This is a genomic window from Gordonia sp. AC31 (assembly GCF_031844505.1).
Classification (GTDB): domain Bacteria; phylum Actinomycetota; class Actinomycetes; order Mycobacteriales; family Mycobacteriaceae; genus Gordonia; species Gordonia hongkongensis.
The window spans coordinates 19,784-34,794 of sequence record NZ_JAUZVK010000013.1 but is presented as its reverse complement, the minus strand read 5'-3'; the positions used below and the strand labels follow the sequence as shown (position 1 = coordinate 34,794).

Genomic DNA, 15,011 nt, shown 5'->3' with positions numbered 1-15,011 from the left:
CGGCAGTGGTGTTCACAGTGCGGGCCCGCCTTCCATCTCGTTGCGGATCGCCTCGGCCTTCGGGTCGAGATTGCGATTGGCGAAGCGTACGTACATGCCGGTGATGACGAAGGTGCTGACGAACTGCAACAGACCGAGGATCAGGCCGAGGTTGATGTTGCCCCAGACCTGGGTCGCCATGAAGTCATGCGCGAAGGCGCCGAGCAGCACGTAGAGGGCGTACCAGATCAGGAAGAACGCGGTCAGCGGGAAGACGAACTTCCGCAGCGTCCGCCGCAGCTCCTGGAACTCCGGACTGGCCTGCATCTCGATGAACTCTTCGCCGGTCGGCGCGTGTGGCGCCGGTGGTGGTTGGTCGACGGTCGACACGTTTCCTCCCAGGGTGACGTGGCCACATGTGTGATGGCTCTACGGAAGTCAGCCTGAATGAGGTGCAGATCACAGACAATCGGGTGGCCTGGGTCACACGCCGAAACCCGCGGTCCGTGCGCCGGACGGTCGGTGAGATCCGACGAGCGGCGAACGGTCACCTGTCCGAACGGTCAGGTCGCCCGCTCGTCCGGGGCCCGTCCCGGGGTGCGATCGAGCCCCATCCCGACGCGTTCCGGGACGTGCATCCGGGCAAAGGTCCGTGCGAGGTCGACGGGTACCCGTCCCCGGGTTGCCTTGCTGACCAGCACCATCGTGCCGAACGCGAGTGGGACCGTCACAGCGGCCGGGTAGCCGATCACGACCGCAAGCCACCCGCCCAGCACGTCGTCGTCGACGACCCCGGCGATCGCCAGCATCGTCGCCGACCCCGACGACGCGCCGCCGACGACGAGTCCGGCGATCGCGCCGACGGCCGTGAGTCCGCGCCACCAGATCCCGAGGACCAGCAGCGGGCACAGCGTCGACGCGGCGACGGCGAACACCAACCCGACGGTCCGGGACAGTTCCAGGGACGCGGCGGCCAGCGACAAGCCGATCGGGATCAGTCCGCCGATGACCGCGGCCACCCGGAAGTCGCGCACCCGGCCGCGCAGCAGGTCGGTGGCGAGCGCCCCGGCGACCGACACCAGCAGTCCCGACGACGTGGCGAGGAAGGCGGCGATCGCCCCGGCGGCGACGAGCGCGGCCAGGATCTGACCGGCGATCCCGCCAACCGCCGCGCTCGGCAGCAACAGGACCGCGGCGTCGGCGGTGCCGGTGATCAGCAGTTCGGGGACATAGAGCCGTGCGAACACCCCCAGCAGGATGGGGAACAGGTAGAACAACGAGAGCAGTGCGATGACGGCCAGCGCGGTTCGCCGCGCCGATCGCCCGTCGGGGTTGGTGTAGAAGCGCACCAGCACGTGGGGCAGACCCATCACGCCGAGGAACATCGCGATGATGAGCGACAGCACCTGGTACAGCGGGTGACTGCCGCCGAAGCCCCCGCCGGGGGCGATCCAGTCCGCGTTCTGTGCCGGCGCGCCCGCGACGACCGGAGTGGCCGCACCGGCGTCGAGGAAGATCGTCGAGCCCGCGGAGATGACGTGGGGTCCGGTGGTGTCCACCGGCGCGTCGTCGACGACGACCCCGTCGAGCGTCCCGGTGACCCGCACGCCGGTGGTCTCGGCGACGGTGACCGAGACGTCGGTGGTCACGTCGACGGTCGTCGCGGTGGTGATGCGCGGCGGCGCGGGTTCGCCGACGCGAGTGGGGTCCTGGGCGAAGACGCCGATCAGGACGAGCGCGGGGACCGCGATCGCGGTCAGCTTGAGCCAGTACTGGAAGGCCTGCACGAAGGTGATCGATCGCATGCCGCCGCCCACCACGTTCACGATCACGATCAGTCCGACGCCGACCACGCCGGCCCACACCGGTGCGCCGAGAAGGATGTTGAGGGTGAGTCCCGCGCCCTGGAACTGCGGGATGAGGTACAGCACGCAGACGACGACCACGACGAGCATCGCGGTCTTCCGCGCTGCCGGCGAGGCGAGGCGGAACTCGGCGAAGTCGGGCACTGTGTAGGCCCCGGAACGGCGCAGGGGTGCGGCCACGAACAGCAGCAGGCCCAGGTAGCCGGCGGTGAACCCGACGGGGTACCAGAGTGCGTCCGCACCGTACTTCGCGATGAGGCCCGCCACGCCGAGAAACGATGCTGCCGACAGGTATTCACCGGACACCGCGGCGGCGTTCCAGCGCGAGCCGACGCTCCGCGACGCCACCAGGAAGTCCGACGTGGTCCGGGAGAAGCGGCCGCCCCACGCGCCGACCGCGATCGTGGCGATGGCGGCGGCGAACAGGCCGATCGCGGTGAGGGCGTGGACGTCGGTCGTCACGGCGGACCTGGTTCGGGTGCGTCGGACAGATCGTCATCCACGAGGCCCATGAAGTCGCGTTCGGCCTGCTCGGCGAGATGGACGTAGAGCCGTCCGGTCAGATACAGGAGTGGGAAGGCGAGTACTCCCAGCATCAGCCAGATGAGTCGAATCCCGAAGACGCCGGCGTCGGCGATCCCCGGAAACGCCCAGGCGGCAACGGGTATGGCGGCAGCAACGGCGAGCAGGGCGCCCCCGAGCCGCAGGCCGAGACCGAGTTGGGCGCGCATGAGGCCGCGGACGAGCGCGTCGCCGACCTCGGTCTGTTCCTGGACCTCGACGCGGGTGCGGACCATTCGCGCCCCGCGGCGGGAGGCGAGCACCACCCGTTCGCGCTGAGGCGGGTGCTCAGCCATCGTCCCGTGCGGTGGGGGAACGGTACTGGCGCAGCGGGTCCCGGATGAGGCGGTCCTTGAGTTCGCGGACCTGTCGGCGGCTCACGGGCAGCTCGACGGCCTCGGACGCGCCGTTCGCGCGGACGCACACCACCGTGCCGCCGCCGACCGTCCGCAATCCGGTGACCATCGGCAGCGCGACGAGGTAGGACCGGTGTACCCGGGCGAATCCGGTCTCCTGCCAGCGGGATTCGAGCGTCGACAACGGGATGCGGACGAGGTGTGCGCCCGAGTCGGCGTGCAGTCGGGCGTAGTCGCCGACGGCCTCGACCCAGGAGATCGAATCGCGCCGGACGAGCGAGGTCACGCCGCTCATCTCCACCGGGATGACCTCGTCCGATGCGGCGCGACGCTCCGGGCGAACGGTCGGTTGCGCGGGCTCGGGTGCACGCTCCCGACTGTCGAGGCTCGCGCGGACCCGGTCGACCGCCTGGGTGAGACGTTGTTCGCGTAGGGGTTTGAGCAGATAGTCGACCGCTCCGACCTCGAAGGCGTCGACGGCCCGGTCGTCGTGGGCCGTGACGAACACGATCGCCGGGGGCGAGGCGTATTTCGCGAGGACGCCGGCGAGTTCGAGTCCCGACAGGCCGGGCATGTTGATGTCGAGGAAGATCGCGTCGATGCGGTGCTCGTTGAGTTCGCGGAGGGCGCCGGTGGCGTCGGACGCGGAGCGGACCTCGGCGACGTCGTCCTGCCGGTTCAACAGGTAGCCGAGCTCGTCGAGAGCTGGTGGTTCGTCGTCGACCGCGAGTACGACCAGTGCGGTCATGGAACACCTCCCGCCTCGACGACAGCCCGCAGTTTACCGCCCTGGAGTTCGGGCACTGCCGGAACTCCGGCGTTGCGTTTCACGCCCGGATGCCCGCGCGGAACTTCGGGACACGCATCCCCACCTTGGTGCCGGCGCCGACCGCCGTCTCGACGACGAGGCCGTAGTCGTTGCCGAACGCGGCGCGGAGCCGGTGGTCGACGTTGGTCAGGCCCACGTGGGCACCCTCGCTGTGGTCGAGGGCGTCGAGAGCGCCGCTGCGCAGGAGCTCCGGTTCCATGCCCACGCCGTCGTCCTCGACCGTGATGACACAGTCGGTGCCCTCGTCGGCCGCGACGATGGTGATCGTGCCGCCGCCCTTCGACGCGAGACCGTGCCGGACGGCGTTCTCGACGAGCGGCTGCAAGGCGAGGAACGGCACGACGACGTTCAGGACCTCCGGTGCGACATGCAGTTTGACGTCCAGGGCATTGCCGAAGCGGGCTCGTTCGAGGGTGAGGTAGCGGTCGATGTTCCGCAGCTCGTCGGCCAGCACGGTGTATTCGCCGGCGGCCCGGAACGAGTAGCGGGTGAAGTCGGCGAAGTCGAGGACGAGATCGCGCGCCCGGTCGGGGTCGGTCCGCACGAACGAGGCGATGGTGTTGAGCGCGTTGTAGATGAAGTGCGGACTGATCTGCGCGCGCAGGGCGAGGACCTCGGCGCGGTTGAGCCGTGCGCGGGATGCGTCGAGGTCGGCGAGTTCGATCTGGCTCGACGCGTACCGCGCGACTTCGGCGATGGCGCCGAGCATCCCGGGTCCGGGTCGTCGCGTGGTGGCGACCACGAGGACCCCGACCCCGACGTCGTCGGCGAGGAGCGGCTGGGCCACCAGCGCGCGCACGGGCGACTCGGCGCCGCTGGGGTCGGTGAGCAGCACGCGCCGGAGGTCACCCAGCGCGGACGCCGCCGCACGGTCGGCATGGCCGAGCATCTCGGCGTCCCAGATGGCCTCGCCATCCGGCTCGTGGGCGAGGCGGCTCGGTTCGCCGTCGTACAGTGCGACCGCTTCGGCGCCGGTCAGGGTGTGCAGGTGCGGCAGTGCTTCGCGAGCCGACTCCGCCGACAGTCCGGTGCGCAGTGAGCGGGCGGCGAGCGACGCGGTGTGCAGCGCCAGATGAACTGCCCGCTCGGCCGGGGTCCGCACGACGCGCCGGGTGCGGATCAGCGCGACTGCGCCGACGCACGCGAGCACGCCGAGGAGAACGAGAGCAATGGTCACGCCGCTAGACATCGATGCCCCGATCGGCGTCCGTGGTGTGCGGCAACGACGACACGGCGAGGTCGATGAGGGTGTGCCGATCGGCGTGCCACTTGTCGGGCGGCAGATGGCCGTGGGTGTCGAGGTCGGTGAGGCCGTGGGCCGCCGCGAAGAGCAGCGCTGCGTGGTGTCGCGCGGCATCGGCGCCGACGATGCGGCCCACGAGGGACACCAGGCCGTCCTGAGCGCGTGCCGCTGCGGGGATCGACGGCGTGCCGGCCGGGGTCGCGAACATGAGCCGGTACAGGTGCGGCCGGCCCAGTCCGAGGTCTGACAGCGCGTGCAGCGCCGATCGGACCGCATCCTCGGGCGACAGTTCCGGGTCGGCGGCGATGGCGTCGAGACCGTAAGCGACGACCGCCCATGCGTCGGTGGCGAGGGCCGCCAGCAGTTCCTCTTTCCCGATGAAATGGCGGTAGGCGGCCGAGCGGGAAACCCCGGCGCCACTGCCGACTTCGCGTAGGGTCACCGCCTCCGGCCCGCCGCGGTCGAGAAGTGCCGACGCCGCGGCCAGCAGTGCCTGCCTGGTGTGTGCCGCGCTCTCCGCCCTCGTGGTCATCACCCGACCTTACAGTTGACATCGTCAACCGAATGGCGTCTTCTGGTGTTGACAACGTCAACTCAAGCGGCGGGAGTCGACATGACTCGACCACTCACCCCGAATCCGGACTGGACGCTGGTCATGACGGGAGCCACCCGCGGGCTCGGTCTGGTCGCCGCCCGGTCCATCGTGTCGACGGACCGGTCATGTCATCTCCTGGTCCTCGCTCGCGGCGGCGGGCCCGCGGGGTTCGTCGACGGCTTCGGCGAGGGCGCCGGGCGCGTCGTCGCCGTCGACACCGATCTCGCCGACACCGCCGGGACGATGAGGGCGGCGGCGGAGATCCGGCGGATGCTCGACGACGCGACGCTGCCGCCGCTGCGCGGGCTGGCAGGCAACGCGGGCATCCAGTACCTCGACGACGACCACGTCACCGCCGACGGACTGGAGGCGACCTTCGCGGTCAACGTACTCGCGAACCACCTGCTGATCGGTGAGCTCGGCGGACATCTGACCCGTGGCTCCCGGATCACCATCACGGTGAGCGACACGCACTTCGGCGATCTCCGGCACAACCTCGGGATGGTCCCCGCGCCGCGGTGGACGAGCCCGGCACGCCTGTTCCGGCCGGGTGCGTTCGGGGGTTCGAGTCCGGCCGCTGGCCGCACCGCGTACTCGACGAGCAAACTGGCGGCCATCCATCTCGTCCACGAGTGGGCACGCCGGCTCCCCGACGGCGTCGAGATCGTCTCGTACAACCCGGGTTACGTGCCCGGTACGGACCTGGCCCGGGCGGCGAGCGCACCGCAGCGTCTTGCGAACAGATGGGTCCTGCCGGGTCTGGCCCTGGTCGGGCCGTTCGATCGGGTGCCGACGGCCGGTCGACGGCTCGCCGAGACGATTCACGGTGTGCCGCACGCGGTTACCGGTGCCTACATCGATCGCGGGCGGGTGTCGGAGTCATCCGCGGAGAGTCATGACCTCGATCGTGAGCGCGACCTGTGGAATCACCTGGAGTATCTGCGCGCGGAGGCGTTGCGGCGTCAGTAGGTCGCCCACTCGCCCTGTGCGTACCGCAGGATCCGGGGATCCATCAGGGTGGACGGCGGCAGATCCAGTCGCTGCCGGTCGAGCGGGAAAACCGTGGCCGCCGCCAACTGTTCGGGACTGAGGAACCGGAGGGGGCCGGGCGCCGCCACGGTCGGGGTCACCCTGCCCCCGGCGCCGGCCAGGTGGAATCCCCAGTCGCCGAAGGCCGGCACGTCGACGTGGTACGGGGTCGGGTCCAGTCCGGCCGCGCGCATGGTCGAGGCCACGCACCAGAACGACTTCGGCGCGAAGTACGGGGACCCGGCCTGGACCACGGTGCGGCCCGCCTCGGCGAGATGCGCCCGGACCATCGCGTAGAACTCGGTGGAGTACAGCTTCGCGGTGGCCGAGTCGTCGGGGTCGGGCATGTCGACGATGATGACGTCGAACCGGCGGTCGGTGCCGCGCAGCCAGGAGAAGGCGTCGGCGGCGATCACCTCGGCTCGGGGGTCGGTCATCGATCCCCGGTTCAACGTGGTGAGACGCTCGTCGGTCCGGGCGAGTCGGATCATTTCCGGGTCGAGTTCGACGAGCGTGACGTCGCGGGCGTCGGGGTAGGTGAGCACCTCGCGGAGCGCGAGTCCGTCACCGCCGCCGAGGATCAGCACGGAGTCGTGGTTCCCGGACATCGCCGGATGCACCAGCGTCTCGTGGTAGCGATGTTCGTCGACCGAGGAGAACTGCAGGTCGCCGTTCAGGTACAGGCGGGTGTCGGCCGTTGCGCCGAAACGGTTCTCGGTGATGACGATGTCCTGGTACGCACTACGTTCGGCGGCGACGATGGGATCGCGGTACAGCGCTTGGCGCGCGGTGATCTCGAAGCGGCCGGACAGCAGCAGGCCGGCGATCAGGACGGCGACGACGGCGACGGCCGACGCGGAGAGGACACCCATCTGGGTGCGCGACAACGACTTGCGGAAGATGACGAAGACGAGGAAGCAGCCGGCCGCGGCGTTGACCAGCCCGACCACCAGAGCACCCCGCAACTGGCCGAAGAACGGCAGCAACAGGAACGGGAAGCACAGGCCGCCGATGAGGGCGCCGATATAGTCGACCGCGAACATGTCGGCGACCGCCGAACCCGCCTCCTGGCGTCGAATCCGTTGCAGCAGAACCATCAGCAGCGGGATCTCGGCACCGATCAGGATGCCGAGCACGAAGGCCACCAGGACGAGGGCGGGCGTGTACAACTCCAGGTAGGCGAACGCCGCGTAGAGCGCCATCACCGACAATCCGCCGATGAGGGCGAGCAGCAGTTCGATGACCGCGAAGGCCGTGACCGATTGTGGCTGGAGCGGTTTCGCGGCGAGTGACCCGATGCCCATCGCGAAGACCATGACCGCGAGGACGATCGACGCCTGCGTCGCGGTGTTGCCGATCAGGAACGAGCCGAGCGAGACCAGCGCGAGCTCGTACACCAACCCGCAGGCGGCGCAGACGAAGACGACGGCCAGCAGTCCGGCGCGGGCGAATCGCGGTCGCATCGCCAGCACGTCCGGAACGGGTTCGGTCGTCACCGGTTCGGCATCGGCGGCAGCGGAGTCGTGACCGGTCACGGACAAACGGGGGAGTGCGGGAACCCGGTCACAGGATGGAGGCGGCCACGATGATCGACACCCCGATGTGTGCGACGCCCTGCACCCACACCGCCGGGTGGCTCTCCGGGTGGACCAGCAACTCGCCGAGATTGCCGGGGGTCAGCAGGTCGATGACGAGGAAGGTCACCGCCATCACGACCAGGCCGATCGCCGAGTACACCGCGGTGTAGGTGAGCCCCTCGAGCAGTCGTCCCTCGCTCGCGACGATGGCGGCGGTGACGATCACGGCGACGGCGAGCATGTTGGAACCCACCAGGATGCCGGCGTTGCGGTTGCGGTCCGTCCACAGCTGCGAACGGAGCTTCCCGGGCGTGAGCAGGTCGAGGATGCCGAACGAGACGATCATCAGGATCACGCCGACACCGGCGTAAGCGCCTGCAGCGTAGGCGTTCTCAGCGATATCAGCGAGCATGGTCTTCTCCGTTGGTTGGTCGGACGAATTCGATGGCACGTGCCGGACGGACGACGATCATTTACCGCCACCACCGCTCCCGCCGCCGCGGTTTCCGCTGCCGCTACCCGCATAGCGGGGGGTCGGGACCCAGAACGCGCCGACGTAGGGGTGGTAGTGGTGATACCCCGACCGGTAATCCCGGCTGAGCATCACCCGGGTGGCGCCGGCCGCCAGCGGGAACAGGCCGACGAGGTAGTCGGGGTATTGGAGGAACTGCGTGCCGGCGATGTTGCCCGCGCCGGCGGCGCCGCTCCGCTGGTCGCTGGGACGTTCGGCGTCGCGGATCTCGGCCGCGACCTGCTCCGGTGTCCCGTCGGCGACATAGGCGTCGACGTCGCCCTCGTCGAGGGAGGTGTCGCGCTCGTAGTTCTGCGTGATGTAGTCGCGCGCCGACCCGCCGATTCCGCCGCCACGGGCAACTCGCGCGGTGCACGCACCGATCAGCGCGAAGATGGTGAGCACGACGATCACGCCGATGATGATGTTGCGGGTCTTGTTCAGACGACGGCGTGGGTCCGGCGGGCCGCCGGGCGGTGGTTGCCCGGTCATGGACGGGCCACCGGACCGCGGTCGATCCTGCTGGAGGTGATCACGACCTCGGCGGCCTTGGGATAGGTGTGCCAGGTGTGCCAGCTGATGGAGTCATCGGTGGACTCCGACACGATCGCGGTGACGGCGTGCGGCTCCCCCGGGAACCGTCCCATCACGCACGGGTGTCCGGTGGCCAGCTGTTCGGTGACGCGGGCGCTCAGCTGTTCGACGAGGGCGGCGAGCTGGTCGGGATTCACCTGTTCCACACGGGAACTGAAGTAGTAACCGCTCTCCTGGAAACTCTCCGGCAGTGCCGAGGTCACCTCCGGCAGGCAGGCGACGGTCTCGCAGATCCGCTGCACCCCGTCCTCGACGAGTACCTGATGGCTCGCGCCGAGCAACCGCACCGACACCGTGATGCCGTCGATCTCGCGATCCTCTTGTGCCAGGGGCTCCTGCAAGGGTGCGCTCAGCGAGAAGCCGAGCTGGCTCGCGCTGGTGTCGGCGTAGGCCACCGCGAGTTGCGCGGCGGGGTCGCCGGGATGTTCGGAATTCTCGGTCATGCGGTGTGGGGTCTCCGTGCTCAGGGCGTCGTGTGGATGGGCGGGCGTCGGGGCCGCCGTCAGGGTGTTTCCGGAGCCGGGTTGGTGGGGTAGATGCGGTAGTCCGCGCGGGACAACAGTTCGCCGCGGGCGCATTCCCAGCCGCTGCCGTAGTCCTCGAAGGACAGACGGTCGTCGCCGGCCTGGTAGTCGTGATAGGCCATCCGGCCCGAGGTCGCGACGCCGGTGGTCCCCGCGGAGGTGAAACGCGCCGAGCCCGCCTCCTCCGACTGGTATCGACGCCCCTCGAGCTCCACGGTGTCGGGGCCGGGGGTGACGGCGGCACCGGGTACCTCGTGCCACAGCACGACCTCGAGGTCGGGATCGTCCTCGACCGAGATCCAGGCCTTGGACCCGACACCGGTGTCGAGGAAGTTCTCGGTCCAGGTGTAGCCGTCCTGCGTCAGGCGCAGGGTGCCCCGGACCGCGTAGGTCTGACCGCGCAGTTCGACGAGATCGCCGGGTTTGAGATCGCGGGGGTCGCCGTAGACGGAATCGTCGTCGGCCGACGAGAACGGATCGCCGGGGCGATAGGTCCGCTCACGCAGGGCGTCCTGCTCGGCCTGCCGGGCCCGCCGATTGCCCAGGAAGTTGAAGATGACGACCACCGCGATGATCGCCAGCAGCGCCACGATGATGATCAGCAGGAATTCCACGGTTGTAGACCCTAGTCGACCGGCAGCTTGCGGGACGTCGGTCGTCGGGGGTGCGAATGACCGTGACCGCCTCACCGCCCTCCGGCGTCGACGGCGCGCAGCTCCGCGATCACCGGGGCGAACACCTCGAGCGCGGGTTCGAGCACGGTGAGATAGCTGATCCCGGTCCGCTCCCGGAGGTCGACGAGGCGGGCGGCGATGTCGGAGACCGATCCGATGAGCACCGACGGCAGGCCCAGGAACTCCTGGGCGCTCATCGACAGTTCGTGCTTCGCGATGAGCTCGTCGGCCACCGCCGTCGGATCATCGGTCACGGTGACGATCTGTAGCAGGAGATTCCACTCCACCTCGACGGCGCGGTCCCCGGCGGCGGCGCGTGCGAAGGCCACCCGTTCGTCGAAATCGCCGGCGGACAGCGGTTCCAGATCGCCGTCGGGTCCCGTTCGGGCCGCGGTGAAGCCGACGATGTCGGCGTGTCCGGCGGCCATCGTCAGCACGCGGTCGCCGTTGCCGGCGAGCAGGAGCGGAATCCTCGGCTGCACGGGTCGGGGCTGATGATCCTCGTCGGCGAGCAGCTCTGTCACGCGGGCGGCGGTCGCCGACAGGTGATCGACGCGCCGGCCCGCGGACCGGTATTCGATCCCGGCTGCGTCGAACTCCTCCCGGGCGTAGCCGGTGCCCAGTCCGAGTTCCACGCGGCCGTCGGACAACCGGTCGACGGTGGCGGCGTCCCGGGCGAGCAGCGCGGGGTTGGTGAACGCGGCGTTGAGGACGAACGGGCCGACGCGCAGGCGCTGCGTCGCGGTGGCCGCGACGGCCAGTGCCGGCCACGGGCTCGGGATGCCCAGGTGGTCGGGGACGAGCAGGACGTCGCAGCCGAGTTCCTCGACCGATCGGGCACGCGTCTGCCACGACGACGCGGTGTCGGCCGCGAGCATGTTGACCCCGAACCTGAACTCCCTGGAGGCGAGTGACATGTCCTCAACGTAGTCAGCGTCGCGGCGGCCGACCACGCCGCCGACGGGGACACCTGAACCAGCCTTGCACTCGCACTGGTCGAGTGCTAAAAACGAGGTTGGCACTCGCGAGCTGTGAGTGCCAGGTCGGGACGGTGAGGCCGGTACCGAATGACACACCGGTCGTCCGTCGCGGGCACCGAGTTCCGGCCATACGAACCTAGTGTCACCCCCTTCGGAGGATCACTTACCCATGGCCAAGCAAATTGCGTTCGACGAAGAGGCCCGTCGCGGCCTCGAGCGGGGCCTCAACAGCCTTGCCGACGCCGTCAAGGTGACGTTGGGACCCAAGGGTCGCAACGTCGTCCTGGAGAAGAAGTGGGGCGCCCCCACGATCACCAACGATGGTGTGTCCATCGCCAAGGAGATCGAGCTGGAGGACCCGTACGAGAAGATCGGCGCCGAGCTGGTCAAGGAAGTCGCCAAGAAGACCGACGATGTCGCGGGCGACGGCACCACCACCGCCACCGTTCTCGCCCAGGCTCTCGTCCGTGAGGGTCTGCGCAACGTCGCCGCCGGCGCCAACCCGCTGGGTCTGAAGCGCGGCATCGAGAAGGCCGTCGAGGCCGTCACCGAGTCGCTGCTGAAGAGCGCCAAGGAGGTCGAGACCAAGGAGCAGATCGCTGCCACCGCCGGTATCTCGGCCGGCGACGCCTCGATCGGCGAGCTCATCGCCGAGGCGATGGACAAGGTCGGCAAGGAAGGCGTCATCACGGTCGAGGAGTCCAACACCTTCGGCCTGCAGCTCGAGCTCACCGAGGGCATGCGCTTCGACAAGGGCTACATCTCGGGTTACTTCGTCACCGACGCCGACCGCCAGGAAGCCGTCCTCGACGACCCGTACATCCTGCTGGTCTCGGGCAAGGTCTCGACCATCAAGGACCTGCTGCCGCTGCTGGAGAAGGTCATCCAGGCCGGCAAGCCGCTGCTGATCATCGCCGAGGACGTCGAGGGCGAAGCTCTCTCGACCCTTGTCGTCAACAAGCTCAAGGGCACCTTCAAGTCCGTCGCCGTCAAGGCCCCGGGCTTCGGTGACCGCCGCAAGGCCATGCTGGCCGACATCGCCATCCTCACCGGTGGCGAGGTCATCAGCGAAGAGGTCGGCCTCTCGCTCGAGGGCGCGGGCATCGAGCTGCTCGGTACCGCTCGCAAGGTCGTCGTGACCAAGGACGAGACCACCATCGTCGAGGGCTCGGGCGATCCCGACGCCATCGCCGGTCGTGTCGCCCAGATCCGCGGCGAGATCGAGAACAGCGACTCCGACTACGACCGTGAGAAGCTGCAGGAGCGTCTGGCCAAGCTGGCCGGCGGTGTTGCGGTCATCAAGGCGGGCGCGGCCACCGAGGTCGAGCTCAAGGAGCGCAAGCACCGCATCGAGGACGCCGTCCGCAACGCGAAGGCTGCCGTCGAAGAGGGCATCGTCGCCGGCGGTGGCGTGGCCCTGCTGCAGTCGGAGCCGGCCATCGACGCACTCTCGCTCGAGGGTGACGAGGCCACCGGCGCCAACATCGTCAAGGTCGCCCTGTCGGCTCCGGCCAAGCAGATCGCGATCAACGCCGGCCTCGAGCCGGGCGTCGTCGCCGACAAGGTCCTCAACTCGCCCACCGGCACCGGCCTCAACGCCGCCACCGGTGTGTACGAGGACCTGCTCAAGGCCGGCATCAACGACCCGGTGAAGGTCACCCGCTCGGCGCTGCAGAACGCAGCCTCGATCGCGGCTCTGTTCCTCACCACCGAGGCCGTCGTCGCCGACAAGCCCGAGAAGAACGCCGCACCGGCCATGCCGGGTGGCGACGAGATGGGCGGGATGGGCTTCTGATCTCCTGATCAGATCCCTGCGTCCACTCACGCAGCACCAACCGAAGGCCGGTCACCCGAGCGGGGGGCCGGCCTTCGGCGTTCCGAGCACGGCTTCGGCGACTTCCCGCGACCACTGGACATACTCGAGGACCGCACCGTCGGTATGGCGAAGGTAGGCGAATCGTCCTGTCGTGCTCTCGGATTCGCCGATGACCTCGGCCCCGGCTTCGCCACTGACCTGCGAGATCAAGGCGTCTAGATCGTCGACGATGACCGGTCCGACGGTCGACCGGTAGGCCTCGACGTCGTCGTCGGCTCCCGCGATGAGGAGGAAGTTTCCGACGGCGGCGAGTTCGGCCTTCTCGAAGGTGAACCGCAGATCGGCGGATGCGCCGACGATCGTCTCGTACAGCGGTAGAGACTCGTCGAGGTCGGCGACGAATATCCTGGCGTAGGTCTTCAGCACTCGCATCGACCCCACGCTAGGAGCGCAGGCGGATGAGCGGCAGTACGCACTTCGAGGTGAGCGGGGACGCCGCGCCGTCGTCCGGGGCCGAAGAGCGCGCCCGACAACTCGCGCGGTCGGTGTTCAGCGTCGTGTCGACGAAATGGGGTCTGACCGTCCTCGAGGAGATCCGGCAGCGACCCCGCCGGTTTCGCGAGTTGAAGCGGTCGATCGGGACGATCAGCGACAAGGTGCTCACCCAGACGCTGCGTGACCTCGAGACGCACGGCCTGATCCATCGGCACGACCATCGCACCGCCAACCCACGGGTGGACTACACGCTGACCGACGCCGGCCGCGACCTCGTCACGACGGTCCACGGCCTGTGCGACTGGTCGCGAACGCATCTCGACGACCTGCTCGACGCGCGCGGGTCGGCTGATCGCATGTGAGGCACTCCCGGGAACGTTCTCGATCCGCGAGGTGTTGAGAGGGCAATGAGCGCTCCCATCACCGTCGACATCTGGTCCGACATCGCCTGCCCCTGGTGCTACATCGGCAAACGGAAGTTCGAGGCGGGCCTCGCCGAGTTCGACGGACGCGACGACGTCGAGGTGACCTACCACAGCTTCGAGCTCGCACCGGATACGCCGGTCGACTTCGACGGTTCAGAGGTCGACTTCCTCGTCCGGCACAAGGGCATGCCGGCCGATCAGGTCCGGGGGATGCTCGACCAGGTCCGCGGGATCGCCGCCGAGGTCGGTCTCGACTACGACTTCGACCGGCTGCAGCACACCAAGACCCTGAAAGCGCATGAGGCCCTGCACTTCGCGAAAGCGCATGGCCGGCAGGCGGATCTGGCCGAGCGTCTGTTCCAGGCGTACTTCGAGCAGGGGCGCCACATCGGCCGCGCCGACGAACTCGCCGATCTGGCGGCCGATGTCGGTCTCGAGCGCGACGCCGTGCTCGCCGCGCTCGAGTCGGGCGAGTACGCCGCGGCCGTAGAAGCCGACATCGACCAGGCCCGTGCATACGGGATCAGCGGGGTTCCCTTCTTCGTGATCAACGGCAAGTACGGTATCTCCGGAGCCCAGGCGCCGGAAACCTTCGCGCAGGCCCTCGACAAGGTCCGCGCAGAGGAGTCCGACCGTGTCTGACCCGGTGGTGCCCTTCGAGATGATCGGCGACGACGACGCGGCCGTCTGCGTCGACGGCGTGTGTGCGGTGCCGGAGGTCGGGACCGACGCGTCGGACTCCGCATCCGACTGAGCCCCGAAGTCCGAGCGTCGATCACCTCCTCGAGGCCATCGCGGGCTTCGGCTGACGCTGCGCGGCAGAAGATCGCACCCACCGCTGGTTGAGCCGAGTCGAAGCCACCGAGGTGACCTCGGTCCACGCTGCGCGGCAGTAGGTCGCACCCGCCGCTGGTTGAGCCGGTCCTGGTGTGACGCCGGGGCCGGGATCGCCGATCTT

General features: G+C 69.1%; 17 protein-coding genes. 4 read left to right on the top strand and 13 right to left on the bottom strand.

Annotated features, from left to right (window positions below):
• Positions 1-12: 12 nt before the first annotated feature.
• From Q9R39_RS16080 to Q9R39_RS16055, 6 genes are all read right to left on the bottom strand, one after another.
• The gene (locus tag Q9R39_RS16080; RefSeq protein WP_058251329.1) at positions 13-369 is read right to left on the bottom strand and encodes a DUF485 domain-containing protein; all 357 of its coding nucleotides are present in this window, start codon (positions 367-369) and stop codon (positions 13-15) included.
• 173 nt (positions 370-542) lie between these two features.
• Positions 543-2,306: a cation acetate symporter gene (locus Q9R39_RS16075; RefSeq protein ID WP_226512369.1), complete on the bottom strand. Its 1,764-nt coding sequence runs from the start codon at positions 2,304-2,306 to the stop codon at positions 543-545.
• Positions 2,303-2,701: a hypothetical protein gene (locus tag Q9R39_RS16070; RefSeq protein WP_065630123.1), complete on the bottom strand. Its 399-nt coding sequence runs from the start codon at positions 2,699-2,701 to the stop codon at positions 2,303-2,305. Before Q9R39_RS16070 ends, Q9R39_RS16075 begins: the two co-directional genes overlap by 4 nt.
• Positions 2,694-3,509, bottom strand: a complete 816-nt coding sequence (locus Q9R39_RS16065) for a LytTR family DNA-binding domain-containing protein (protein WP_065630124.1) — start codon at positions 3,507-3,509, stop codon at positions 2,694-2,696. The genes Q9R39_RS16070 and Q9R39_RS16065 overlap by 8 nt, the downstream gene beginning before the upstream one ends.
• A 79-nt stretch (positions 3,510-3,588) precedes the next feature.
• Positions 3,589-4,779 carry a histidine kinase gene (locus Q9R39_RS16060; protein WP_311277773.1) on the bottom strand — a complete coding sequence of 397 codons (1,191 nt, stop codon included), beginning with the start codon at positions 4,777-4,779 and terminating at the stop codon, positions 3,589-3,591.
• On the bottom strand, positions 4,772-5,365 hold the full coding sequence (locus Q9R39_RS16055; RefSeq protein ID WP_159370013.1) for a TetR/AcrR family transcriptional regulator: 594 nt from the start codon (positions 5,363-5,365) through the stop codon (positions 4,772-4,774). The genes Q9R39_RS16060 and Q9R39_RS16055 overlap by 8 nt, the downstream gene beginning before the upstream one ends.
• 81 nt (positions 5,366-5,446) lie before the next feature.
• On the opposite strand from Q9R39_RS16055, the gene Q9R39_RS16050 reads away from it, so the two are divergent.
• Entirely contained in the window at positions 5,447-6,397 is a 951-nt protein-coding gene (locus Q9R39_RS16050) for an SDR family NAD(P)-dependent oxidoreductase (RefSeq protein ID WP_311277772.1), read from the top strand.
• On the opposite strand, the gene Q9R39_RS16045 is transcribed toward Q9R39_RS16050, so the two are convergent.
• The 6 genes from Q9R39_RS16045 to Q9R39_RS16020 form a co-directional block, all read right to left on the bottom strand.
• Positions 6,391-7,920, bottom strand: coding sequence for a polyamine aminopropyltransferase (locus Q9R39_RS16045; RefSeq protein WP_159371808.1), 1,530 nt, complete (start codon positions 7,918-7,920; stop codon positions 6,391-6,393). The two genes, Q9R39_RS16050 and Q9R39_RS16045, sit on opposite strands and share 7 nt — an antisense overlap.
• A gap of 100 nt (positions 7,921-8,020) precedes the next feature.
• Positions 8,021-8,446, bottom strand: a complete 426-nt coding sequence (locus Q9R39_RS16040; protein ID WP_068970523.1) for a DUF350 domain-containing protein — start codon at positions 8,444-8,446, stop codon at positions 8,021-8,023.
• A 57-nt stretch (positions 8,447-8,503) separates the two neighbouring features.
• Positions 8,504-9,037: a DUF4247 domain-containing protein gene (locus tag Q9R39_RS16035; RefSeq protein ID WP_137808566.1), complete on the bottom strand. Its 534-nt coding sequence runs from the start codon at positions 9,035-9,037 to the stop codon at positions 8,504-8,506.
• Positions 9,034-9,582: a DUF2617 family protein gene (locus Q9R39_RS16030; RefSeq protein WP_068970517.1), complete on the bottom strand. Its 549-nt coding sequence runs from the start codon at positions 9,580-9,582 to the stop codon at positions 9,034-9,036. The genes Q9R39_RS16035 and Q9R39_RS16030 overlap by 4 nt, the downstream gene beginning before the upstream one ends.
• Positions 9,583-9,641: 59 nt before the next feature.
• Complete coding sequence (locus tag Q9R39_RS16025; RefSeq protein ID WP_068970516.1) at positions 9,642-10,277, bottom strand: DUF4178 domain-containing protein; 636 nt, start codon at positions 10,275-10,277, stop codon at positions 9,642-9,644.
• Between the two features lie 71 nt (positions 10,278-10,348).
• Positions 10,349-11,254 (bottom strand): TIGR03621 family F420-dependent LLM class oxidoreductase, encoded by a 906-nt coding sequence (locus Q9R39_RS16020; protein ID WP_311277771.1) that lies wholly within the window; start codon positions 11,252-11,254, stop codon positions 10,349-10,351.
• Positions 11,255-11,486: 232 nt separating this feature from the next.
• Here Q9R39_RS16020 and groL point away from each other — a divergent pair, with 232 nt between their 5' ends.
• Positions 11,487-13,112 carry a chaperonin GroEL gene (gene groL / locus Q9R39_RS16015; protein ID WP_065630128.1) on the top strand — a complete coding sequence of 542 codons (1,626 nt, stop codon included), beginning with the start codon at positions 11,487-11,489 and terminating at the stop codon, positions 13,110-13,112.
• A 51-nt stretch (positions 13,113-13,163) separates the two neighbouring features.
• Here the strand turns inward: groL and Q9R39_RS16010 are convergent, their stop codons facing one another.
• Positions 13,164-13,565: a VOC family protein gene (locus Q9R39_RS16010; protein WP_065630129.1), complete on the bottom strand. Its 402-nt coding sequence runs from the start codon at positions 13,563-13,565 to the stop codon at positions 13,164-13,166.
• Positions 13,566-13,591: 26 nt separating this feature from the next.
• Here Q9R39_RS16010 and Q9R39_RS16005 point away from each other — a divergent pair, with 26 nt between their 5' ends.
• Together Q9R39_RS16005 and Q9R39_RS16000 are read left to right on the top strand one after the other, a co-directional pair.
• Positions 13,592-13,990, top strand: a complete 399-nt coding sequence (locus Q9R39_RS16005; RefSeq protein ID WP_083207299.1) for a helix-turn-helix domain-containing protein — start codon at positions 13,592-13,594, stop codon at positions 13,988-13,990.
• A gap of 45 nt (positions 13,991-14,035) precedes the next feature.
• Complete coding sequence (locus tag Q9R39_RS16000) at positions 14,036-14,695, top strand: DsbA family oxidoreductase (RefSeq protein ID WP_311277770.1); 660 nt, start codon at positions 14,036-14,038, stop codon at positions 14,693-14,695.
• The last annotated feature ends 316 nt before the right edge of the window (positions 14,696-15,011 follow it).